Source organism: Burkholderia sp. PAMC 26561 (genome assembly GCF_001557535.2).
GTDB lineage: Bacteria > Pseudomonadota > Gammaproteobacteria > Burkholderiales > Burkholderiaceae > Caballeronia.
The window spans coordinates 1,360,979-1,382,208 of sequence record NZ_CP014306.1; the positions used below are offsets into that span (position 1 = coordinate 1,360,979).

At 59.1% G+C, this 21,230-nt stretch carries 24 protein-coding genes and 1 tRNA gene; 16 read left to right on the top strand and 9 right to left on the bottom strand.

Features of this window, described 5'->3' with window-relative positions; translation table 11 throughout:
- Positions 1–163: 163 nt before the first annotated feature.
- Together AXG89_RS06405 and AXG89_RS06410 are read right to left on the bottom strand one after the other, a co-directional pair.
- A complete protein-coding gene (locus AXG89_RS06405; RefSeq protein ID WP_062168650.1) occupies positions 164–1,228 on the bottom strand; it encodes a serine/threonine protein kinase in 1,065 nt (354 codons plus the stop codon).
- 76 nt (positions 1,229–1,304) lie between these two features.
- Complete coding sequence (locus AXG89_RS06410; protein ID WP_047895387.1) at positions 1,305–1,517, bottom strand: hypothetical protein; 213 nt, start codon at positions 1,515–1,517, stop codon at positions 1,305–1,307.
- Between the two features lie 341 nt (positions 1,518–1,858).
- Between AXG89_RS06410 and AXG89_RS06415 the strand changes: the two genes are divergently transcribed.
- From AXG89_RS06415 to AXG89_RS06430, 4 genes are all read left to right on the top strand, one after another.
- Complete coding sequence (locus AXG89_RS06415) at positions 1,859–3,103, top strand: MFS transporter (RefSeq protein WP_062170343.1); 1,245 nt, start codon at positions 1,859–1,861, stop codon at positions 3,101–3,103.
- A 236-nt stretch (positions 3,104–3,339) separates the two neighbouring features.
- Complete coding sequence (locus AXG89_RS06420) at positions 3,340–3,525, top strand: hypothetical protein (RefSeq protein ID WP_047895389.1); 186 nt, start codon at positions 3,340–3,342, stop codon at positions 3,523–3,525.
- A gap of 284 nt (positions 3,526–3,809) precedes the next feature.
- Positions 3,810–4,592 carry a DUF1295 domain-containing protein gene (locus AXG89_RS06425; RefSeq protein WP_062168652.1) on the top strand — a complete coding sequence of 261 codons (783 nt, stop codon included), beginning with the start codon at positions 3,810–3,812 and terminating at the stop codon, positions 4,590–4,592.
- Positions 4,593–4,616: 24 nt separating this feature from the next.
- Positions 4,617–5,729 (top strand): SAM-dependent methyltransferase, encoded by a 1,113-nt coding sequence (locus AXG89_RS06430; protein ID WP_062168654.1) that lies wholly within the window; start codon positions 4,617–4,619, stop codon positions 5,727–5,729.
- On the opposite strand, the gene AXG89_RS06435 is transcribed toward AXG89_RS06430, so the two are convergent.
- Together AXG89_RS06435 and AXG89_RS06440 are read right to left on the bottom strand one after the other, a co-directional pair.
- The gene (locus tag AXG89_RS06435; RefSeq protein ID WP_062168656.1) at positions 5,730–7,187 is read right to left on the bottom strand and encodes an amidase; all 1,458 of its coding nucleotides are present in this window, start codon (positions 7,185–7,187) and stop codon (positions 5,730–5,732) included.
- A gap of 62 nt (positions 7,188–7,249) precedes the next feature.
- Positions 7,250–7,945, bottom strand: a complete 696-nt coding sequence (locus AXG89_RS06440) for a dienelactone hydrolase family protein (RefSeq protein WP_062168658.1) — start codon at positions 7,943–7,945, stop codon at positions 7,250–7,252.
- Positions 7,946–8,542: 597 nt separating this feature from the next.
- Between AXG89_RS06440 and AXG89_RS06445 the strand changes: the two genes are divergently transcribed.
- Positions 8,543–9,688 (top strand): branched-chain amino acid ABC transporter substrate-binding protein, encoded by a 1,146-nt coding sequence (locus AXG89_RS06445; RefSeq protein ID WP_062168660.1) that lies wholly within the window; start codon positions 8,543–8,545, stop codon positions 9,686–9,688.
- A gap of 95 nt (positions 9,689–9,783) precedes the next feature.
- Here AXG89_RS06445 and AXG89_RS06450 read toward each other — a convergent pair whose 3' ends face one another.
- Positions 9,784–11,007 carry an MFS transporter gene (locus AXG89_RS06450; protein ID WP_075359056.1) on the bottom strand — a complete coding sequence of 408 codons (1,224 nt, stop codon included), beginning with the start codon at positions 11,005–11,007 and terminating at the stop codon, positions 9,784–9,786.
- A gap of 156 nt (positions 11,008–11,163) precedes the next feature.
- Between AXG89_RS06450 and AXG89_RS06455 the strand changes: the two genes are divergently transcribed.
- From AXG89_RS06455 to AXG89_RS06465, 3 genes are all read left to right on the top strand, one after another.
- Positions 11,164–11,829: a HugZ family pyridoxamine 5'-phosphate oxidase gene (locus AXG89_RS06455; RefSeq protein WP_062170345.1), complete on the top strand. Its 666-nt coding sequence runs from the start codon at positions 11,164–11,166 to the stop codon at positions 11,827–11,829.
- 385 nt (positions 11,830–12,214) lie between these two features.
- Positions 12,215–12,520, top strand: a complete 306-nt coding sequence (locus AXG89_RS06460; RefSeq protein ID WP_062168663.1) for an H-NS histone family protein — start codon at positions 12,215–12,217, stop codon at positions 12,518–12,520.
- 194 nt (positions 12,521–12,714) lie between these two features.
- The gene (locus AXG89_RS06465; protein ID WP_062168664.1) at positions 12,715–13,908 is read left to right on the top strand and encodes a cation diffusion facilitator family transporter; all 1,194 of its coding nucleotides are present in this window, start codon (positions 12,715–12,717) and stop codon (positions 13,906–13,908) included.
- 15 nt (positions 13,909–13,923) lie between these two features.
- Here AXG89_RS06465 and AXG89_RS06470 read toward each other — a convergent pair whose 3' ends face one another.
- From AXG89_RS06470 to AXG89_RS06480, 3 genes are all read right to left on the bottom strand, one after another.
- Positions 13,924–14,382 carry an Lrp/AsnC family transcriptional regulator gene (locus tag AXG89_RS06470; protein ID WP_062168666.1) on the bottom strand — a complete coding sequence of 153 codons (459 nt, stop codon included), beginning with the start codon at positions 14,380–14,382 and terminating at the stop codon, positions 13,924–13,926.
- 94 nt (positions 14,383–14,476) lie between these two features.
- Positions 14,477–15,127, bottom strand: coding sequence for a hypothetical protein (locus AXG89_RS06475; protein ID WP_062168668.1), 651 nt, complete (start codon positions 15,125–15,127; stop codon positions 14,477–14,479).
- On the bottom strand, positions 15,124–16,038 hold the full coding sequence (locus tag AXG89_RS06480; RefSeq protein WP_335671959.1) for an MBL fold metallo-hydrolase: 915 nt from the start codon (positions 16,036–16,038) through the stop codon (positions 15,124–15,126). Before AXG89_RS06480 ends, AXG89_RS06475 begins: the two co-directional genes overlap by 4 nt.
- 403 nt (positions 16,039–16,441) lie before the next feature.
- On the opposite strand from AXG89_RS06480, the gene AXG89_RS06485 reads away from it, so the two are divergent.
- The gene (locus tag AXG89_RS06485; RefSeq protein ID WP_062168672.1) at positions 16,442–17,071 is read left to right on the top strand and encodes a septal ring lytic transglycosylase RlpA family protein; all 630 of its coding nucleotides are present in this window, start codon (positions 16,442–16,444) and stop codon (positions 17,069–17,071) included.
- A 58-nt stretch (positions 17,072–17,129) separates the two neighbouring features.
- Here the strand turns inward: AXG89_RS06485 and rsmI are convergent, their stop codons facing one another.
- Entirely contained in the window at positions 17,130–18,041 is a 912-nt protein-coding gene (gene rsmI / locus AXG89_RS06490) for a 16S rRNA (cytidine(1402)-2'-O)-methyltransferase (protein ID WP_062170346.1), read from the bottom strand.
- A 27-nt stretch (positions 18,042–18,068) separates the two neighbouring features.
- Between rsmI and AXG89_RS06495 the strand changes: the two genes are divergently transcribed.
- The 7 genes from AXG89_RS06495 (at position 18,069) to AXG89_RS06525 (ending at position 21,183) form a co-directional block, all read left to right on the top strand.
- A complete protein-coding gene (locus tag AXG89_RS06495; protein ID WP_236873382.1) occupies positions 18,069–18,464 on the top strand; it encodes a YraN family protein in 396 nt (131 codons plus the stop codon).
- A 147-nt stretch (positions 18,465–18,611) separates the two neighbouring features.
- Positions 18,612–19,199, top strand: a complete 588-nt coding sequence (locus AXG89_RS06500; protein ID WP_062168674.1) for an SIS domain-containing protein — start codon at positions 18,612–18,614, stop codon at positions 19,197–19,199.
- Between the two features lie 19 nt (positions 19,200–19,218).
- Positions 19,219–20,025: a BON domain-containing protein gene (locus tag AXG89_RS06505; RefSeq protein ID WP_062170350.1), complete on the top strand. Its 807-nt coding sequence runs from the start codon at positions 19,219–19,221 to the stop codon at positions 20,023–20,025.
- Positions 20,022–20,384, top strand: a complete 363-nt coding sequence (locus AXG89_RS06510; RefSeq protein ID WP_062168675.1) for a c-type cytochrome — start codon at positions 20,022–20,024, stop codon at positions 20,382–20,384. Before AXG89_RS06505 ends, AXG89_RS06510 begins: the two co-directional genes overlap by 4 nt.
- 69 nt (positions 20,385–20,453) lie before the next feature.
- Positions 20,454–20,529, top strand: a tRNA-Ala gene (locus AXG89_RS06515).
- Between the two features lie 184 nt (positions 20,530–20,713).
- Positions 20,714–20,989 carry a hypothetical protein gene (locus AXG89_RS06520; protein WP_062168677.1) on the top strand — a complete coding sequence of 92 codons (276 nt, stop codon included), beginning with the start codon at positions 20,714–20,716 and terminating at the stop codon, positions 20,987–20,989.
- On the top strand, positions 20,989–21,183 hold the full coding sequence (locus tag AXG89_RS06525) for a hypothetical protein (protein ID WP_062168679.1): 195 nt from the start codon (positions 20,989–20,991) through the stop codon (positions 21,181–21,183). Before AXG89_RS06520 ends, AXG89_RS06525 begins: the two co-directional genes overlap by 1 nt.
- Positions 21,184–21,230: the final 47 nt, after the last annotated feature.

Consider the following 21,230-nt stretch of genomic DNA (forward strand, 5'->3'; position numbering starts at 1 on the left):
AGTCTTACGATTCGGGGGAATATCGGATGGTTCATCTGACCGATGCACACAGATGCGCATCGGCCAAGGCAATTCTCGAATGAGAATCGTTATCATTACACGTTGAATAGTTTCTTTCAACGAGTTTGTAAGGGGACCGGCGCCTTCCCTTGGATTGCGGCGATTACAAGGGCCAGAGCGGCCCTTCCTCCATTGCACCGACCTGCTCGCGCAATTCAAGAATCCGGTCTTCCCAATAACGTTGCGTGTTGAACCATGGAAACGCTGCCGGGAACGCGGGGTCGTTCCATCGACGTGCCAGCCACGCCGCGTAATGAATCAGCCGCAATGTGCGGAGCGCCTCGACCAGATGAAGTTCGCGCGGCTCGAAGTCGCAGAAAGCCTCGTAACCTGCCAGCAAATCGCCCAGCGCCCGCGAAGCCTCCGCGCGATCCCCCGGCAGCAGCAGCCACAAGTCCTGAATGGCCGGCGCCATGCGGCTGTCGTCGAAATCGACGAAATGCGGACCCGCGTCGGTCCACAACACGTTGCTCGGATGGCAATCGCCATGAAGCCGGATGCTTTTGATATCACCGGCGCGGTCGTAGCAGCGCTCGACGCCTTCCAGCGCCATGTTCACGACGGTCTCGTACGCTTCGCGGACGTCGTCCGGCACAAAACCGTGCGAAAGCAGGAAGTCACGCGGTTCGTAGCCGAAAGTTTGAATATCGAGCGATGGCCGTTCAACGTAAGGCTTGATCTGCCCAACCGCATGAATCCGCCCGATAAACCTCCCCAGCCATTCCAGCGTCTGCGGCCGGTCGATATCCGGCGCACGTCCGCCGCGCCGCTCGAAAATGGAGAACCGATACCCCTCGAAGCTATGCAGCGTCGCGCCGCTTATGGTGCGGGCGGGGACGGCCGGGATTTCGCGCTCGTAGAGCGTCGCCACGAACGCATGCTCTTCGAGGATGGCGTTATCGGACCAGCGCTCCGGCCGATAAAACTTCGCGACCATCGGCGGCCCGTCTTCCATGCCGACCTGATACACGCGGTTTTCGTAACTGTTGAGGGCGAGCATGCCGCCGTCGGTGCGTTCACCAATCGGCATCAGGACGCTGTCGAGCGCGTCGAGCATGCGCTCGGGCGTGAGATCGGCGAAGGGCGGAGCGGGCGGGTTTGCGGTGTCGCCAGAGGAGGTTGGGTTCTCGTTTGGCGCGCGCGATGCATCGGAATGGTTCGGGTTCATTCCAGCATTGTGACGCGCATCGCCGGGGGAAGCATCAGCGACGCGCGCTTATATCGCGCTTAATTCTCCAGCGCGCTCAATGCATGAGCGCGTTGGTCGGCCGGACGAGTTCGCCGGTATCGATCAGGTCTTCGAGGAAGAACGGTTCTGTGTTGAGCAATTCGGACGTGCCGGGTTCGTCGGCGTACCAGGCAACCATGGCCATGTCGCCAAGAATCCGCATGACGATGCCGCGTGCGCCTTGTGGCACGGCGATATGGACGGAGCGAACGATTGAACCGATTTGCATGATGACTCCCCGAAATGTGCCGGCAGATACCTGGGTGATGTGATGCGTGCCGGTCGGTTCTGGATGAAGCACAGGATTCTAAGGTCTGTGCACGAGACTGCCATGCCGCGTGTGTACTCTGCAGAAGAGCGATGAACCGTGGCGTGTACCAATGATTTCGGCTCAATGGTTGCTCTACTTTAGCGCATCGGTTCTCGTTGAGCGGCATCTCCCGTCGTTTCTAAACGACGCAAACGTAATACATGATTTGGCGAAAGTTTTCTGAAAGCATTTGGGCCGTGCGTCGGCGAGACAGTTGGGTTCCCGGTATCGTTACGCGTTTCGCCACCGGAAATTTCTTCGTGACTTCATCGCCGGCGTCCAAGTTGTCTATCGATCCAACGCCTTATCTCGAACGCGGATCACGCGCTTACTGGCACGCTTCGATTGCGTTGCTGTTTGCAGGCTATGCCACCTTCTCGCTGCTTTACTGTGTGCAGCCGCTCCTTCCTGAGTTCACCAAAACGTTTGGCGTGAGTCCGGCGCAAAGCGCGTTGTCGGTATCGGTGGCGACGGCTGCGCTTGCCATTGCGATCTTTGTCGCGGGCTTCGTTTCCGAAGGATGGAGCCGCCATAAGCTGATGACGCTGTCGCTGACGATCTCTTCGCTCCTGACGATCATCGCCGCGTTCTTGCCGAGCTGGCACGGCCTGTTGATCGTGCGTGCGCTCGAAGGCCTCGCGCTCGGCGGCGTGCCGGCCGTCGCAATGGCATATCTCGCGGAAGAGGTGCATCCCGATGGCCTCGGCCTCGCGATGGGGCTTTACGTCGGCGGCACGGCAATCGGCGGAATGTCGGGGCGTGTGATCAGCGGGATTCTCGCGGACTTCTTTTCCTGGCGTGTGGCGATAGGCGGGATCGGCGTGCTTGGATTGCTCGCCACGCTTGCGTTTCGTGCGTTGCTGCCGCCGTCCAGGCGCTTCGTGCCGCGCGTGGGCATGGGTTTTACGCATCATCGGACGGCGTTGACAGGGCATCTGAAAAACCGCGGTTTGCCGTTCCTGTTCCTGATGGGTTTCGTGCTGATGGGCAGCTTCGTCACGATCTATAACTATGTGGGGTATCGGCTGATCGCGGCACCGTTCAATTTGAACCAGACGGAAATCGGCGCGATCTTCGTGGTGTATCTCACGGGCGTGGTGGCGTCGCCGTGGTCCGGAAAGATGGCCGATGTCTTCGGGCGCGGCCGCGTGCTGATCGCGGCGCTCGTGTTGATGATCGCCGGCGTGGCGATGACGCTCTCGACCTCGCTGCCTGTGGTGATCGTGGGCATTGCGTGCATGACGTTCGGTTTCTTTGCGGGTCATTCGGTTGCAAGCGGATGGGTCGGCCTGCTGGCAAAAGGCGCGAAAGGGCAGGCCGCCGCGCTGTACTTGCTCGCGTATTACATCGGATCGAGCGTGCTGGGGTCGTGGGGTGGCCATTTCTGGACCATCGATGGCTGGCGCGGCGTGACCGGTCTTGTCTTTGTTTTGCTGGTCATTGGCGTGGGCGGGGCGGACTACCTGCGCAGGCGCGAAAAACGAGAACAGCGAACGGTCGTTTAGATTCGCGCGTGAATGTAACGAAAGTCCGTTGTAAATTTCTTCATACAAGGGTTATTCCGTATCCGCTTAAAAGATCGTGACGCCAAGCCCCGTCAGCTAAGGAACCGGGGTTGGAGGGCGGCAACGTTTGCGCACTGCAGCATGTTTAAAGCGAAAAGCGCGTCCTATACTCAAATCGAACGTGCGACGTCTCACGCATTCAGGTGGACGCTGAGCACGGACGATGGGAGACGAGTATGACCACCTACTTCACGATCGGCGACTTCATTCTGATCATCCCGATGGCGCTCGCGGGGATTCTCTTTTTAGGCGCGGTTCCGTGCGCCACGCAGTTCCGCAAGAACACGCTACGCGTATTCGGTGCACTGTTGGGCGTGCTTGTTGCATTCCTGCTGGTTGAAGGACTACCGGCGCTAGTTTAGAAGGCTTGAAATCCGAATGGCGCGTGAATCGAACGTGATTGGTTCTCGCGCACGCTGGACAGGAACTCGACGCTTCAATGAGCGTCGTTCCTGCGTTCCCGCTGAGCCCTGCGGGAATGTCCCATGCTCACGTTCCTGACGCCTGTCACGAACGTCGACCGTCGATACGCTCCTTCTTGAATGACTTAGTCGCATCCGCCGAGCGGTGGCGTGCGTAAATAACGTCATTCGCTGTCCCAGTCGATGCCGTCCAATTTCAACGATAAAAAGACATCGAGGATTTCATGCCCTTGCTCACCGTTGCCGTTATTGCATTTGTTGCGCTCATCGTTATCTTTTCGGCGGTCTGGGCGTGGCAGGTCAAATCGAAGAATGCCGGAATGATCGATCCCATCTGGGCGATGTCACTCGGCCTGCTTGCCGTGTTTATCGCCGTGTTTGCGGAAGGCGAGTTGCATACGCGGGTTATCGTGGGGATTGGCGGGCTTGTGTGGGGCATGCGGCTCGGCATTCACTTGTGGAAACGCAATGCCGGTCATGACGAAGACCCGCGTTATCACAAGTTTCGCGAGCAATGGGGCGCCGACGCCAACAAGAAAATGTTCTGGTTCTTCCAGCTTCAAGTCGTCATCTCGATGCTGCTGTCCATCGCGTTTTTTGTCCCGGCTTATCGCCTGACGCCGCCGGGTGCCCTGTGGGTGGCGCTGGCGGTGCTGGTCTGGGTGGTATCGATTGCAGGCGAAGCGCTTGCCGATCATCAACTGCACGCGTTCAAAGCCGATCCGTCCAATCACGGCAAGGTCTGCCGCGCGGGTTTGTGGAAATACTCGCGGCATCCGAATTACTTCTTCGAATGCGTGCATTGGGTTGCGTACATTCCGCTGGCCGTGGGTAGTGGATCATGGATCATCGCGATGCTTTTGCCTCCGGTTCTGATGGCGTGGCTCTTAATGAAAGTATCTGGCGTGCCTATGGTGGAAGCTGAGTCCGCTAAAAAGCGGGCGGGATATGCCGATTACATGCGTACGACCAGCGCATTGATTCCGTGGCCACCGCGTCAGTCTTAAACAATAATAGCGAGGAGTATTTCCATGAGCGATCTGTCATCCCAGGCGGCTATGCCAAAGCCACAAAAACAGGAAGCGCCGGTGGACAGCCGACTGATCGACTGGTGTGAACGTGGCCGGATTCCGGACTTGCTCGTGCGTCTGGGAATGCGCCGGCTGATGAAACAACGCCTGCGCGACGAGGGTTTGAACGACGGCGAAGCGCGTTCCAAGCGTTTCAATCGTTTGGTCGATGAACTGCGCGCAAGTCCCATTGCTATCGAAACGCAGGCTGCCAATTCGCAGCATTACGAAGTCCCGGCCGAGTTTTTTCACGGGCATCTGGGCGAGCATCTGAAATATTCGTGCTGCTTGTATAGAACGGGCAAGGAAACGCTTGACCAGGCTGAAACCGCGATGCTCGAAGAGTACGCCGTGCGCGCGCAACTTTATGACGGCCAGCGCATTCTCGACTTGGGTTGCGGTTGGGGATCGTTATCGTTGTGGCTGGCTGAAAAGTATCCGCGCTCGCAGATCGTGGGGTTATCGAATTCGCTGGGGCAGCGCGAGTTTATTGAAGTGATGGCGGCCGAGCGTGGCTTGACGAACTTGCGCGTGGTGACAGGGAATATCGTCGATTATCAGTTTGACGAAGCGGTGCTTGGCGACGGGTTTGATCGCGTGCTGTCGATAGAAATGTTCGAGCACATGAAGAACTATCGTCTATTGCTTAACAAGGTTTGCGGATGGATGCGCGAAGACGCGAAGCTTTTTGTGCACGTGTTCGCGCATCGGACACTGGCTTATCACTTTGAAGTGAAGGACGGCAGCGACTGGATGTCGAAGTACTTCTTCACTGGCGGGACGATGCCGTCGGAATCCTTGTTGCTGCATTTCCAGGACGACCTGACAATCGACCGGCAATGGTGGGTGAGCGGCGCGCATTACGAAAAGACTGCGAATCACTGGCTCGAAAATCTCGATGCTGCGCGCAACGAATTGATGCCGTTGCTGGTTCAGACATACGGCGCGGCTGATGCGCCCGTCTGGTTTCAGCGCTGGCGCATGTTTTATATGGCGGTTGCCGAGTTGTTCGGTTATGCAAAGGGCAATGAATGGGGCGTCGCGCATTATCGGTTTGCGAAGCGGCGCGGGTGATCATCGTGCGACCATCAGCGCCGGACGCTTGCTGAACCAGGGCCGTGCAGCTTCGAGTTGCGCGGCCAGTCTGAACAACGTCGCGTCTTCGTTGCGGCGCCCGGCAAACTGCACACCTATAGGCAAGCCACGCGCGTTCCAGTAAAGCGGCACGGACATGGCCGGCTGGCCGGTGAAATTGAAAAGCTCGGTGCATCCGGCCCAGTCGAAAGCCTTCTTCGCCGATACCGCCAGCATTCGCCGCAACAGGGATTCCACCGGGACGGCGGTCAACACACCCATTTGAAAACGCTCGAACTGCGTGGGCTGCCTGGCTCCGATCTTGAACGGCGCGGCGGCGAGCGTGGGCGTGAGCAACACGTCGTAGCGGGTCATCAGCGCGTCCATCCTTGCAATGACCTGGCGCTGCAATTCGAGCGCCGCGGGCAAGTCCTTCTCGCCGATCGACCGGCCGATATGCGCCATCGCCCAAGATGCAATCTCGAAGTCAGCGCGCTTCGGCTTCTGGCCGCTGACCTTGTCGGCCTGCAGCACGATCTCTTCGGCTAGTACCGCCCACATCACGAGGAATGCGTGCGCGATGGCATCGAAATCCAGTCCGAACGATGCCGGCTCGATGTGGTGGCCGAGCGACTCGGCGAGCTTGGCGGCATCGTCGAGCGCGGTCTTTACATCCGCCGATAACCCCGCCGCCAGTTGCGGTTCGGCCATATAGCCAATGCGCAAGGGCGCGCACGGCTCGCTGACCGCGCGGTAAAACGCGCCGGCCTGTCCCGCCGATGTCAGATCGAGCAGCAACGCGCTGTCGCGCACACTTCGCGACACAGCATGATCCACCGATAAAACCCCGGGCGCCGGCAACGGTTGCGGCTGGACATCGTTGGATGGCTTGTAGCCGAACAACCCACAACACGACGCCGGAATGCGGATAGAGCCGCCGCCATCGGCTGCATGCGCGAGCGGCACGACGCCGCCCGCAACGGCCGCCGCCGCGCCGCCACTCGAACCGCCCGGCGTGTAGTCGAGTCCCCACGGGTTGCGCGTCGGACCGAACAGCTCGGGTTCGGTGTACGGCATCTGGCCTATTTCCGGCGTGTTTGTCTTGCCGAAGATATTGAGCCCGGCCGCTTTCGAGCGCGCGACGATTGGTGAATCCTCGCGTGGAATGAAGTGCTGGAAATGGCGGCTGCCCATGGACATCCGCAAGCCCGCGACCGGCGCGCCGAGATCCTTGATGAGATAAGGCACGCCAGCCAGCGGACCATCGGCCGGAAAACCCGAACGGCTCGCGCGATTGCGGGCCGCCTGGTAATCCTTCAGCACGATGGCGTTGATCGCCGGATTGACGGCTTCTGCGCGTGCGATGGCTGTATCGATGAGCTCGCGTGCGCTCACCTGGCCCGTACGCACAAGCTCCGCTAGGCCGATGGCGTCGTGATCGAGATACTCGGACTGCACGGTTTCCCCTTGGTTTTATTGTTCCGTCTTGTCATTCGGGCGGCCGTGCAGTCCACGTTCGGTTACGAATGCTCGCCGAGGAATGTCAGCGTGCGGCCGTGCGCGAGCGCCGATGCCTTCTGGTTGTACGACGCACGATCCGTGCAATTGAAGCCGTGGTCCGCGTCCGGATACGTGAAGACCTGCGCATCCTTGGCCGCAAAACGCTGCTTGACGGCAGCAACGCCGTCAGCCGGAATGTGGGCGTCGAGCTCGCCGTAGTGGAACTGGATCGGCGCCTTCACGCTGTCCGCCTGATCCAATAGTGTGTGGATGCCGCCGCCGTAGTAGGCCACGGCGATATCGAACGAACCCTTCGCCGCCGATAAATACGCCAGCGTCCCGCCCAGGCAATAGCCCACGCCCGCGACCTTGCCAGTGACTTCGGGCAACGCGCGCAAGGCATCCGCGGCGGCGCCTACGTCGGCAACGCCGAGGTTGAGGTCGAACTTGCCGTACAGCTCCATCGCCTTGTTGCGATCCGCGCCGTCATAGCCCAGTTCCACGCGCGGCTGGATGCGCCAGAAGATGTCTGGGGCAAGCGCCACGTAACCATCGGCTGCGTATTGATCGGCGACCGCCCGGATGTGCGAATTCACGCCGAAGATTTCCTGGATGATCACCACGCCCGGGCCCTTGCCAGCCTTCGGCAACGCGAGATAACCCTGGAAGCTGTCGCCGCTGGCGGGAATGTCGATCCATCGGGATGAAACGGTCATAGTGAAGCTCCTGACTGATTGCTGAATAATAAGGGGCGAAAAAACACGCCGAAAAACGAGGGTGGAAAAACCGCAAGGCAGTGTGCCACCATTCCCTGCCGCTTGCTGGCGGACGTCCGGGCTGTAAAGCGCCTGTAGGAAATCGCCCGGACACCACGTTGGCGGGTGCCTCAACGCGATTAGAAAACGCCTTGGAGTTAATGCTCTATTAAGTGTTTGAATCCAACTGGTTAGCGGCCGGGATAATACCGGCGCGATCCGATAAAACCCGCGACAACCTTACCCACGCAGCAACGCGTGCCCTGAAGAACCGCATGAACAGGGCCTTTGCGCGCTGCACCAGCACATTTCCAGTGGCTTCTCAACTAGTCTCTTATTAGTAGCAACACCAGTATCCTAAAAAACTTCCCCAAATTAATTTGACAACCCTACACTTGCGCGCAGTACGGATGACGGCCGTCAAAAATGGCCGGCTGAAGGACTTGCCAAGTGCATGACGATGCATCCGGCGTGGTCGTCCACGGGGCTGAACCACCGTGATGAAAGGCGGGGCACAGGGCGACAACGTTGTTTTTGGGACCGAAACTGGAGACTTACATGAACACCAAGCTTCACAAATTGTTGCCTATTAGCGCTGCAGCGCTGCTGTTCGCCTCGATGGCAACAACGGCAATGGCCGACGAGATTGTCAAGATCGGTCACGTTGCACCGTTGACCGGCGGTATTGCTCACTTGGGCAAGGACAACGAAAACGGCGCGCGCCTCGCAGTTGAAGAAATCAATGCCAAGGGTCTGACGATCGGCGGCCAGAAGATCACGCTTCAACTCGATCCGCAAGATGACGCGGGCGACCCGCGCACGGCGACGCAAGTTGCCCAGAAGCTGGTCGACGACAAGGTCGTCGGCGTGGTTGGTCACTTGAACTCCGGCACGAGTATCCCGGCATCGAAGATCTATAGCGATGCAGGCATCGTCCAGATCTCCCCGTCGGCTACCAACCCGACCTACACGCAGCAAGGCTTCAAGACGACGTATCGCGTGGTCGCGACCGACGCACAGCAAGGCCCGGCGCTCGCCAACTTCGCCGCCAAGACGATGAAGATGAAGAGCGTGGCAATTGTCGATGACTCGACGGCTTACGGCCAGGGTCTCGCGAACGAATTCGAAAAGACCGCCAAGTCGCTTGGCCTGAACGTGATGTCGCACGACGCGACCAACGACAAGGCTGTCGACTTCCGCGCCATCTTGACGAAGATCAAGGGTGAGAATCCTGACGCGGTGATGTACGGCGGCATGGACGCAACCGGCGGCCCGTTCGCCAAGCAAGCCAAGCAACTTGGCCTGCGCGCCAAGGTGCTGGCGGGTGACGGCGTGTGTACGGAAAAGCTGGCCGACCTGGCAGGCGATGCAGCCGACAACGTAGTCTGCTCGGAAGCCGGCATGGCGCTCGAGAAGATGGAAGGCGGCCCGGCATTCGCGGCCAAGTTCCAGAAGCGTTTCGGTGCGCCGATCCAGATCTACGCGCCGTTCACGTATGACGCGGTGTACATCATTGTCGATGCAATGAAGCGCGCCAACTCGACCGATCCGGCAAAGATCGTCGCAGCAATGCCGAATACGGATTACAAGGGCGTGATTGGCGAGACGACCTTCGATTCGAAGGGCGACCTGAAGCACGGCGTGATCTCGTTGTACGACTACAAGGGCGGCAAGAAGACGCTGCTGGACGTGGTCAAGATGTAATCTCGCGGGCGGCGCGGTCCGGTCTGTTGATCGCGTTGCCTTCGTTGTTTTTCAAGATATAAGGAACGCGCTGATTGCAAAGTCAGCGCGTTTTTTTATAGCTTGAGTTGTTTCATCATTCGCGGGCCCACGAGCGCAATCAGCGCCGAGCACGCTGCGACCACCGAAAGCCCAATGGGCAGCGAACTGATCTGCGCCACGCCGCCGATCAACACGGGCCCGAACAGCAAGCCGAAGTAAGCCAGGCCGGCGACCTGCGCGAGCCCTTCTGCGGGGCTCACGCCTTCCACGCGCGCCGCCGCGGCAAACAGCACCGGCATCATGTTGGCGAGGCCGAGGCCCATCAGCGTGAAACCGGCCAGCGTGACCACCGCGTTGGGGAAGACGAGCGCGGCCACCATCCCGATAAACGCCAGCGCCGCGCTCGCGAAGATCAGTTGCGGCGCGCCGAAGCGGGCCCGCACGGTGTCTCCGCCGAAACGCCCCGCCGCCATGCCGCCGGTGAACGCCGCGTACGCCGCGCTCGACAAAGCCGGCGTCGCCAGCACCACGTCGCGCATATAAACGGTCGCCCAGTCGTACATGGCGCCTTCCGCGATCAGCGCAATCAAAGCCAGCGCGCCGAGCGCCCACAGCGCCCGGGAACGCCATCTGTTCGACGATGATCCGCCGTGCGCGTCGTCGGCGTGAGGAACGTGCGGCAACACATTGGGCATCGATACCAGCAGCACGACCAGACTCACCGCGCACGCGAGCGCAAGATGCGCGACCGGCGGCAGGCCGTGGGCGAGCATGGCGCCGCCCGCTGCGGCGCCCGCCATCCCGCCGACGCTGAACATGCCGTGCAGCGACGACATGATCGGGCGCTCGAGCGCCTCTTCTACTGCGCTTGCTTCGGCGTTCATGGCGACATCCAGCGTGGCCATGCTGAAGCCGAACAGCGCCAGCACGAGCACCAGAAGCCAGTAAAACGGCGCGACTAGAATGAGCGCCCCAAACACCGTCATGCCGATACCGCCTGCCAGACATGCGCGGCGCGTCCCGACACGGCCGATCCACCGGCCATTTGTGAGCATTGCGATGATCGAGCCTGCGGCGACCGCCAGCAACGCGATTGAAAGCGCGCCGGGGCTGAGGTGAAACTTATCGCGCACGGTGGGAACATGGACGCCCCACGAGGCGTACAACATCCCCGCAATGAAGAAAACGGCCATGGTGGCGTACCGGGCGCGCTCACGCTTCCTGGCCGGGAGCCTCCTGTGCGCGGCTTGTACGGTATCGGAGCTGGCGGCGGGGGCGCTGGAAACTGATTCAGACACGGAACTCGCTCTCGTTATATCTTCGTTTTGAAGGCCGGTTCAATAACGTTGATGCAATTATTTACCCGACGAAGCTTTCGATTCTATCGAACGCGTTGTCGATACGCTTGTCTGAACACATCGAGATCCTGGTTTGGCTTCCTGATGAGGTTCGCCTTGAATATTCCGTCGCACGCGCCGTTGCATTTGTTGCATCAGGCGTCCAGTGGCACGCTCGCCACACATTCCCGCGAGCCGCACGGTTATCCCTATCCCACGGCATTGCCCTTCGCACCTACATCAGCGCATGTGCCGATGGTCTTGATCAGTCATCTGGCCGAACACACGCGAAACCTTCAGTCGGACGCGCGAGCCGGTTTTCTCATAGCTCACTCAGCGAGCGATGCCGTTCTCGAAGGCCAGCGTCTGACAATGCTCGGTTCTTTTTCTCAAGCCCCGGCAGAATCCATGTCTGAACTGTCGCGCCGTTATCTTCGATATCACCCTGATGCTGCCCGATATCTCGAACTGGGCGACTTCACTTTCTGGGTAATGTCAGTTGAACGCATGCGTTATATAGGCGGGTTTGGCGCAATGGGCTGGCTGGACGGAACTGCCCTCGATGAATCTGAAGCAATATCCGAAGAGAATGAATTGCACCTGCTGGAATTATTTTCCGATTGTTCGTTGCGGCCGCCGGAACTTGAACTAATCGGCGTCGACAAATACGGTTGTGATCTAAGAAGCTCAGGCGTGCGCAATCGTTTCACCTTTGATAAACCGAAAGACACGCAAGCCGAATTGAATGCTGCGCTGATCGATTGTATTGAACGGCATAGGTGATTGTCTGAACTCCAGACCTCGCAAACCTATGCAGACGCGTGCTGTTATGTCACTTGTTTACAGGAAACGCTCATTGTCTGAAGGGTTTCTAACGCAAGCTCGCATCGGATGGAAGGTTTAAGCGACTCGTTTTAAGAGTATTCCCATTTTGTGAAAGATTTTCCGCATTCATTCAAAGATGTAAGTTGGATGAATGGAAAGTGCGGACCATTTAAAGAATCGCACCAAATGTTACCCACACCCGTTCGGCTGAATTGATTTAGATCGAGTGTGTTGAAACACGCATAAAGCCGTGGTTGTGTTAATCTGCGATCCATTGAGAGGCTTTACAATATAACCCCAAGCGGGCACTTGACTCGTACACTGCAAACCAAAGGAAAACATCATGACGTCTTACAAGGAACTTCTCGCGCAGCGCGAAAATCTCGAGCGACAGATTGAAGAAGCGAAGTCGCGGGAATACGCTGAAGTTCTCAATGAAATCAAGCAGAAAATGACCGACTACGGGATCACGCTTGCCGAACTGGCTGGTGGTCGCGGCGGTAAGAATCTGAAAAACGCAGCACGTCCGCGCGCTGGCGTGGCGCCGAAATATCGTGATCCGGATAGCGGTAGCACATGGTCGGGCCGCGGTAAGCCCCCAAAGTGGATTGCCGGTCAGGAACGCGACAATTTTCTGATCCAGAAGTAAGGTCTTTTCATATTAAAAAAGCCGCACCTGCAAAGCAGTGCGGCTTTTTTGTTTCCGGATGATATGGGCGGCTGACTGAGAACGCGTCGCGTTTCTTTTAAATCGATGATTCAAAAGGTTTTTATGGTCGTTTAGCGATCCCGTTTCCCGTTCGCCTTGGTAAGATTGCTCGTACAAACACTCCGAGCAATGAAATGCCGCTATCAACAGCGCGCACCGCTGAGAAGCATGAGGTCGCGCGTAAAACAACCTTTACCAGCATCGCGCTCAATTGCGTTCTGATGAGTGCGCAGATCGTTGTGGGCGTATTTGCTCATTCCCAGGCGCTTATTGCCGACGGTGTTCATTCGTTGGCCGATCTTGTGTCCGATTTTGTCGTATTGCTGGCAAACAAACGAAGTGCTGCGGCCCCGGACGATGACCATAATTACGGGCACAGCCGCTATGAAACAGTCGCTTCATTATTTCTCGGCGCATTGTTAATTGCGGTCGGCATCGGAATGTTATGGCGTGCCGGCGAGCGCATCACGAATCTCCAAGACATTCCGCAGGTCCATGCGAGTGCACTCGTGGTTGCGGTCATCGTCCTTGTTTCGAAGGAACTTTTATTTCGTTATATGTTGCGTGCGGCCGAACGTGTCCGATCCGCCATGCTCATTGCAAATGCATGGCATGCACGTTCGGACGCGGCGTCGTCATTAGTGGTGGGAATCGGGATTATCGGCAGCATGGCGGGCTGGCGCTTGCTCGATCCTATCGCCGCCGCAATCGTGGGATTCATGGTCGCCCGAATGGGTTGGACCTTCGGATGGGACGCTCTGCAGGATTTGTCCGATCGTGCCCTCGACCAGGCTGAATCCGAAAAACTGCGAACCTTGTTAATGGAAACGCCAGGCGTGCGCGACGTCCATGAATTGCGCACACGAAAAATGGGTGACCTTGCTCAAGTCGATGCGCATATTCTGGTCGATCCGCTGATCTCGGTTTCCGAGGGCCATTACATCGCTGAATCGGCGCGAGCGCGCTTGCTCACGAATACGCGCGTGGTCGACGCGTTGATTCATGTCGACCCGGAAAACGACGATATCAGCCCGCCGCCTGCGCGGTTGCCAACGCGCTCTGCGGTGAGCGATGCTGTGAGTGGGTTGCTGAGTGCGCAGGGAATGAGCTTCGATCAACTCAACCTGCATTATCTGAGCAGCGGGTTTGAAATCGATGTGCTGCTTCCCTCCGATTCAAGCGATGCTCAGATCGGGAAGCTGAGACAGATAGATTTCGATACCCTCAGGAAAGAGCTTGGCGTGCGACAGATCCGACTCGCCCGGAGTGTGCAGCCGGAGTCGTCGCCGCAAGCCCGGCCGCTCGAAGACGGCCGGGTGCTTGGCTGAGTTACTACAGCGTGATCAGAGCGGTAATTGGGTATCGAACTTGATTTCGCGAAGTACTACGCTGGTCCGAACCTGCGCTACCGCCGGGATCTTGAAAATGCGGTCATGCAGAAATGCGTCGTACGACTTGATATCGGGCGCGACGATTTTCAGAATGTAATCGGCTTCGCCTGTGGTGCTGTAGCACTCGGTGACTTCAGGACACGTGATGATCTCGCGTTCGAATTGCTCGACGCCGCCCTCCGTATGTCGAGTGAGGTGGATATGCGCGAGCGCGCAAACATGCAGGCCGAGTTTCTCGCGATCGAGCAGCGCCGTGTAGCGCTGAATCACACCTGATTGCTCCATATCCTTGATGCGCCGCCAGCAAGGGGTGCTGGAGAGCCCCACTTGATCGGAAATTTCTTGGACCGAACGCCGGGCATCGAGCTGCAGGAGTCGCAGGATTTTTTGTGAGAACGTATCGAGAGTCAACTGCGCCTCCTTTCGGCCGTTACCAACTCCAATAGTAGAGGTGGCAGAAAGGATGCGCAATGTCAAACGCCTGTCGTGAGCAATATTCCCTAACTCATTGCCCAGACTGCGCGTTTTGTGCTTCGTCGCCGTTGCCGCCGGTCGTTTCGCCGGCGGTTTTGAGCGATGCCAGCCTGGCGCGTTGAGCGCGCAACTCGGCCAGCATGTTGCAGAAGAGCGCGCCCTGTTCGATGGCGTCGTCCAGCGCCACATGAGTATGCGGATGTTCGTCGAACCAGTGTTTGGGCAAGCGCGGCTTGATGGCCTTCCGGTAGGGGAGGTCGGTGAGCGCAAAAGCGAGTGTCTTGATATCCAGCGCCGACCACGAAAACGGGCAGCTTCCGGCGAAACGCATCATGTACCAGAACATATAGGTGAAGTCGAAACCCGCCGGGTACGCCACGAACACGGGCTTGCCGGGCAACGCCTCGACCCACTTGACGTAAGCCTGCATTGCGGCGAGTGGTTGCTGCAGATCCGTCCGGCACGCAGCCCACGCTTCGGGCTGCGTCTTCCACCACGCGGCCTGGACTGGGTGAGGCGTAGCGCCCTCGAGCGTTTCGAGATTTGCCGAGAACGTAGCAACCAATTCCTTGTTCTCCGTATAAGCCGCCGATGCAAAACTGAGCATCGAATGAGGACCCGGAATCGGGCCGTCGGCTTCGACATCCGTGCTGACATAGATTTCAGGGATGGCGGTGCTCATGCAGTTTTCCTGTCGCCGACGTAGGGATTGGTCCGGCGTTCGTGGCCTAGCGTTGAAGTGGGACCATGTCCCGGCACGAACGTGACGTCGTCGCCGAGAGGCCAGAGTTTTTCTTGTACGGAGCGCACGAGGTCGGCGTGGTTACCGCGCGGGAAATCGGTTCGTCCGATCGAGCCCGCGAAAAGGACATCGCCTACCAGCGCAAGCCGGTTTTCGCGGCTGAAGAACACCACATGGCCGGGCGTATGCCCCGGGCATTGATAGACCTCCATGATTTCTTCGCCGAACTGAACAGTATCGCCTTCTTCTAGCCACCTCTCGGGCGTGAACACCTGGGCTTCGCCGAAGCCGAAGCGCTTGCTCTGCTCGGGCAATTGGTCGATCCAGAAAGCGTCTTCCTTGTGAGGGCCATGGATCACGACGCCGTAGTGATCGGCGATTGCCTTGGCGCCGCCACAATGATCGAGGTGACCGTGGGTAAGCAGCACTTTATCAATGGTTACGTCGAGTTCGGCGACCGCTTCAATGATCCGGTCGACATCCCCGCCCGGATCTACGATTGCTGCGCGCCCGGTTGCCTCGCACACAACGATGGAGCAGTTCTGCTGAAAGGGTGTCACAGGAATCAGGGTGACCTTCATGGATAGCAACCAGCATGTAAAACGTTCATTGTAGCGGGCGTAAACAATGGCTGCGGCTGCGCATGCAGCGTTGGCCGATCGATCTAACGCGTGCGCAACAATTAGGAAAAATCCGCAATTTTTACGCTCCCAGAGAGAATGAGTAACAAATTGTGCTTGAATGGAGGGTCGGCTGGAGCTTTTGGGTATAATCGGTCCACTTGTGCATGGTTTGAGCATGCCATCAATGGGCAGGCCGGGAGCGCCATCAGCGCTTTCTACAATTGCCATCAAGTACGCAGTTCGAAGCAAATCGCTTTGAAATCGCAATCAAGCATCGATTCCGATCGATGTGCACGTCTTGTCCAGCCGGGTGCGAAGCACCCGCTCACGGCCTTAGCTGCCGTAACGCTGGATGGGGCCTACGCCGCCGTTCCTGTGCTGTTTATCGCGCAAGAACGTGTTTGCCACGTTCGATGGCGGCATGTGGGGTCTGGTCAGGCTGCCGGGGACAGGTTGCGCCAGACGTGAAAACTAACCGGGCTTGTGCGGCGAGGTACGCCGTTCCCGTGGACACGCGCGTCGGTCGAATTCTCGAGCGACGTCTGCTGTCGCGCGGAAAGCCTTGAGTTGTCTAATACCGTCTGAGAAATAGCAGACGGAACAGGCGGCTCGAACCGTTGATTACACGTCTATGAATGTACGACTCACTCGGCATTTCGGGAGTCTTTTTGTCGCAGCAATCCTCACGGGTTGCGCAATGCCACCGAGCGGTGGCGATCAGGCCGGCATCCAGAACACCGGAACGCAGGTCACGAAGAACGCTGCAGCACCGAAGTCCAGTTCCCCTCACGCCGCAACACCGCTGGCTTACGATTCCCGGCTGAACTCGATTCCATCGTCGATCGATAAATCCGCCGACGCCTCGTCGCTCGCCAATGCAGAGCCGATCACCGCCGGTCCGAATGTCGGCGACTTCGAGCAGCAGGGCCGCGCATCCTGGTATGGCCGTGGTTTTCATGGCCGCAAGACTGCCAGCGGCGAGCGTTACGACATGCACGCCATGACCGCGGCGCACCGCACGTTGCCACTGGCTTCGTGGGTTCGCGTGACCAACCAAAGCAATAACAAGTCGGTGGTCGTCAAGATCAACGATCGCGGCCCGTACGTCGGAAACCGTGTAATCGATCTGTCCTATGCGGCGGCCGCTGCGCTGGGTATGCGTGGCGCAGGCATTGGAAAAGTGAAGATCGAAGGGCTGACGCAGCAAGAAGCGCGACTGGCGCGGGAGCAATCGCTCGCGTCGCTCTCTTCGACTGACTGATCGGCTTGATTTGCCGAGCATCACAAACAAGCGGGCCGTTATTGCAACGGCCCGTTTCCTATTCGACGGACGATTCCTCCGCGTCCTGATCACCGCTGCGCGCTTTGTCCATCGCAAGCGCGCGCGTGTACAACGCGTTGCGCGATGCACCCGTCAACGTGGCCGCGAGCCGCGCCGCACTGCTGACCGATAATTCTTGCAGCAAGGTCTCGAGCAACGCGTCGTGCGCGTCATCGGCGGCTTCCTGCTGCGGCGCCCCTTCCACCACCAGTACAAATTCACCGCGTTGCCGGTTGGCATCGGCGGCTAACCACGTTGGCCCTTCGGCCAGGGTGCATTGGTGAATGCTCTCATGTAACTTGGTCAGCTCACGGGCAATCAGCAGTTTCCGATCGCCGCCGAACGCGCGTTCAAGCGCCTGCACCGTCTCCACTATCCGATGCGGTGCTTCGTAGAACACGAGCGCGGGTACGTGCGTGAGCAACGAGTGCAATTGCGTGTCGCGCTGTTTGGTCTTGGTCGCAAGAAAGCCGATGAACGAGAAGGTGTGAACCCACGCGCCCGCCACGCTCAACGCGGTCGTGAGCGCGCTTGCGCCTGGCAACGGGATGACGGGAAAGCCGGCTTCGCGCACGGCATCGACGAGTTTTGCGCCTGGGTCCGAAATGCCGGGCGTGCCGGCATCGGAGACACATGCAATACGTTCGCCATTACGCAGATGCGCGATCACGTGCTCGGCGGCGCTGCGCTCGTTGTGCTCGTGTACCGCTATGGTCGGCTTCGAAATGCCATAGCGCGAGAGCAGTTGCGACGTGTTGCGCGTGTCCTCGGCGGCCACCCGGTCGGCCAGGCCGAGCACGTGCAACGCGCGCACCGTGATGTCCGCGACATTGCCAATAGGCGTCGCGACGATGTAGAGCGCGCCAGCCGGAAACTGCTGGCCCTGGGCAAGTTCGGAGAGTGGAGTCATGAGGGCGGGCGGCATGCGAAGAACGCATTGTGCCACGCGATCCGATACAACTTTTTGGGGAACGGGGTGTCGAAAACGATTGGAAGCGCGTTCGAGGAGCGCGCGCTGGAGTATTTGCAGCGTCATCGGCTGCGCTTTGTCACTCGCAACTTCGTGTGCCGCGGCGGCGAGATCGATCTTGTGATGCGTGAGATCGGCAGCGCGCGCACGTTGGTGTTCGTAGAGGTGCGGGCGCGGCGCAGCCGGCAGTTTGCCGCTGCGGCGGCAAGCATCGGCGCACACAAGCAGAGGCGACTGGTTCTCGCGGCGCAGCATTATTTGATGACCTGGCGCGGCGCGTTGCCCGCGTGCCGATTTGACGTGATCGCGTTCGACGCGGGCCGTATCGTCTGGCTGCGCGATGCTTTTCGTGCGGATAACTAGCGCAAGCCGTGTGTATCTTGAGTATGGGGGACAACGAGTGCGGTAAACTGCGCGGAGCCCGAAGTGCCAGGACGCCGGGCTCGCAAACCTCCGACGTAACCCATCACTGAATCACCGCGCCTGGTCGCGGCCGTTAACCGAGAGTCGATGTCCGTCGAACGAATCCAGCAGCATTTCCGCGAAAGCGCGGCCGTCCAACGCGAAGCAACTGATGCGCTTGCGTTTCCCATTGCCGCCGCCATCGACGTGTTGTTCGGCGCGCTTGCCAACGGTTCGCGCATTCTCGCGTGCGGCAACGGCGGATCGGCAGCCAATGCACAGCGGCTCGTCGCCACGCTCGTTGGACAGTTCGAGCGTGAGCGTCCTGGCTTGCCTGCCATTTCGCTCGATGCAAATGCGCTGATGCTCACGGCCATCGGGAACAGTTCTGCATTCGAAGAGATCTACTCGAAGCAGGTCCGGGCGCTCGGCCAGGCAGGCGACGTACTCGTCGTCATCTCGACGTCGGGCAACTCGGTCAACTTGCTGGCCGCGATCCAGGAAGCACATGAGCGCGAGATGTTCGTCATTGCGCTCACGGGCAGCGGCGGCGGGGTGATCAGTGAAGTGCTCGCCGACACCGATATCCAAATCTGCGTGCCGTCCGAGCGGGCGGCGCGAATCCAGGAAGTCCATCTGTTAACCATTCATTGCCTGTGCGATGGCATCGACGCGATGCTGCTCGGCGAAGAATGATCTCAAGGGGAACGAGTTGATGAACACGACACGCGTCAAATCGACGCTTGCCAAGGCCACGTTGCTGGCTGGACTGTTATCGGGCGTCGCGCTGAGCATGCAGGGCTGCGCGCTTCTGGCAATTGGCGCAATGGGTGGCGCCGTGGGCGGCGGCACGCTGGTCGCCACCGACCGGCGTACACTCGGCGCGCAAACCGAGGATCGGGAGATCCAGGTGAAGGCGAAGAGCCGCATTGGTGAGAGTCTGCCCGATCAGGCACACGTCAGCGTGACTGTGTTCAACCGGCGCGTGCTGCTTACCGGCGAAGTGCCGACCGACCAGGCGAAGCAGAAGGCCGAAGAGGTCGTGCGCGGCATCAACAATGTGAACAGCATCGTGAACGAGCTTGCCATTCAGGGCGCGAGTTCGTTGTCATCGCGTACTAACGACGCTTATCTGGAAAGTCGCGTGAAGGGCGCGTTGGTCGGCGAGAAGGATCTGCGCGCGAATTTCTACAAGGTCGTGTGCGAGCGCGGCACGGTGTACCTGATGGGTCTCGTCACGCGTGACGAAGGCGCGGCTGGCGCGAGTGTCGCCGCGCAAACGCCTGGCGTGGAGCAGGTTGTAAAGGTGTTCCAGTACATCAAGCCTGAGGATGCGCAGGCATTGTCGGCGGCGGCTGCATCGGGTGCGAGTGCGCCGGCGGTGACGCCTATCGACGATAACCCGACGGTCGGCGCCGTGCCGGATTCATCGGTGAGCTCGAAGCCGCTCGACGGAACATCACCCGCGCCGGTCAAGAACTCGGATGTGCATCCGGGCAGCCCGGCGCCGGCGGCAAAATGAAGCGGTGGTTTTTGAGTGGCGTAGTCGTTGCGGTGGGTTTGGTTGCGGCGGGGCAAGGCGCGGTCGCGGCTGACGCGCCGGCGGCCGCTGTTTCCCCCGCCGATGCCATGAACATTGCGCGCAAGAACGCCTGCATGGGATGTCATGCAGTGGACCGCAAGCTCGTGGGGCCATCGTTTCAGCAGATCGCCGAGAAGTACAAGGGCGACGCGAAAGCGCCGGCGCGGCTCGAGGCAAAGGTGAGGGATGGCGGCAGCGGCGTGTGGGGCATGTTGCCAATGCCCTCGCATCGGTCAATGGATTCGGGCGATATCAGGACGGTCGTTGCGTGGATTCTGGCTGGATCGCCATCGAAGTGATGGGGTGGTTCGCACGCACCTGACGCTTGTCAGGCAGTCATTAGGCTGTGCTAGAATCGATTTCAAGATGGGGGGGTAGCTCAGCTGGGAGAGCGTCGCGTTCGCAATGCGAAGGTCGGGAGTTCGATCCTCCTCCTCTCCACCACGCTTCAACGACAAAACCGGCTTCGGCCGGTTTTGTCGTTTCCGGGCCGAGAGTTATCGCACGTTTTCAGGCTGCAACTTCTGTCTGCACGCTTCTTGACACAACGCAGCGAATCTTTGCTTGACGTCGAGCTTTCGCGCAGTGTTATGTTTCTATCCATGGGGAAACAGGCTTAGGAGCGGAAATGGCAGCAGCAAGCGGACGGATTATCGTGCAGGTGACGACGGGGCAGAAACGCGCTATCGCGCGCACTGCAAGACGGCTCGGATTGAACCTGGGAGAACTCATGCGTCAGGCAGCACAAGGCTTTGCACCGTCAGAAGACGAACGCGATCTGCTCGCCTTGATCGAGCGTGCAAATGTGTCTGCGAGGCAAGCGAGCGAATCACTTGTTGATACGTTGTCGTTTATCCAGGAGTCGAACAAGCGTATCGCTGCAATGACGGCGGAGAATGCTTAATGGGCGTGACTGACAAGTTGTGGGACGCGCTCACGACCGTCATCAAGATAAGCGACAACATGGTGTCGTTGAACAGCAGCGTCAAGGCGCAACAGGCGAAGGTCGAAGGGCTTACAGAGCGCGTGATCCGCCTTGAAACGACATTGGAGCTCCTGTTGCGCACCGGCGGCAATACCAGGAAACTGCCGCGCTAATTGGCGAGCCGCTGGATTGTTCCGTTCGCTCCGCTTGACCCGGGTTC

What these genes read in the sequence shown, in the direction of transcription:
- AXG89_RS06445 (WP_062168660.1), top strand. Translation starts at nt 8,543, where the DNA reads ATGAACACCAAGCTTCACAAATTGTTGCCTATTAGCGCTGCAGCGCTG.
- AXG89_RS06465 (WP_062168664.1), top strand. Translation starts at nt 12,715, where the DNA reads ATGCCGCTATCAACAGCGCGCACCGCTGAGAAGCATGAGGTCGCGCGT.
- AXG89_RS06475 (WP_062168668.1), bottom strand. Translation starts at nt 15,127, where the DNA reads ATGAGCACCGCCATCCCTGAAATCTATGTCAGCACGGATGTCGAAGCC.
- AXG89_RS06405 (WP_062168650.1), bottom strand. Translation starts at nt 1,228, where the DNA reads ATGAACCCGAACCATTCCGATGCATCGCGCGCGCCAAACGAGAACCCA.
- AXG89_RS06525 (WP_062168679.1), top strand. Translation starts at nt 20,989, where the DNA reads ATGGGCGTGACTGACAAGTTGTGGGACGCGCTCACGACCGTCATCAAG.
- AXG89_RS06500 (WP_062168674.1), top strand. Translation starts at nt 18,612, where the DNA reads ATGTCCGTCGAACGAATCCAGCAGCATTTCCGCGAAAGCGCGGCCGTC.
- AXG89_RS06520 (WP_062168677.1), top strand. Translation starts at nt 20,714, where the DNA reads ATGGCAGCAGCAAGCGGACGGATTATCGTGCAGGTGACGACGGGGCAG.
- AXG89_RS06430 (WP_062168654.1), top strand. Translation starts at nt 4,617, where the DNA reads ATGAGCGATCTGTCATCCCAGGCGGCTATGCCAAAGCCACAAAAACAG.
- AXG89_RS06440 (WP_062168658.1), bottom strand. Translation starts at nt 7,945, where the DNA reads ATGACCGTTTCATCCCGATGGATCGACATTCCCGCCAGCGGCGACAGC.
- AXG89_RS06410 (WP_047895387.1), bottom strand. Translation starts at nt 1,517, where the DNA reads ATGCAAATCGGTTCAATCGTTCGCTCCGTCCATATCGCCGTGCCACAA.
- AXG89_RS06460 (WP_062168663.1), top strand. Translation starts at nt 12,215, where the DNA reads ATGACGTCTTACAAGGAACTTCTCGCGCAGCGCGAAAATCTCGAGCGA.
- rsmI (WP_062170346.1), bottom strand. Translation starts at nt 18,041, where the DNA reads ATGACTCCACTCTCCGAACTTGCCCAGGGCCAGCAGTTTCCGGCTGGC.
- AXG89_RS06505 (WP_062170350.1), top strand. Translation starts at nt 19,219, where the DNA reads ATGAACACGACACGCGTCAAATCGACGCTTGCCAAGGCCACGTTGCTG.
- AXG89_RS06420 (WP_047895389.1), top strand. Translation starts at nt 3,340, where the DNA reads ATGACCACCTACTTCACGATCGGCGACTTCATTCTGATCATCCCGATG.
- AXG89_RS06425 (WP_062168652.1), top strand. Translation starts at nt 3,810, where the DNA reads ATGCCCTTGCTCACCGTTGCCGTTATTGCATTTGTTGCGCTCATCGTT.
- AXG89_RS06510 (WP_062168675.1), top strand. Translation starts at nt 20,022, where the DNA reads ATGAAGCGGTGGTTTTTGAGTGGCGTAGTCGTTGCGGTGGGTTTGGTT.
- AXG89_RS06480 (WP_335671959.1), bottom strand. Translation starts at nt 16,038, where the DNA reads ATGGCAATTGTAGAAAGCGCTGATGGCGCTCCCGGCCTGCCCATTGAT.
- AXG89_RS06485 (WP_062168672.1), top strand. Translation starts at nt 16,442, where the DNA reads ATGAATGTACGACTCACTCGGCATTTCGGGAGTCTTTTTGTCGCAGCA.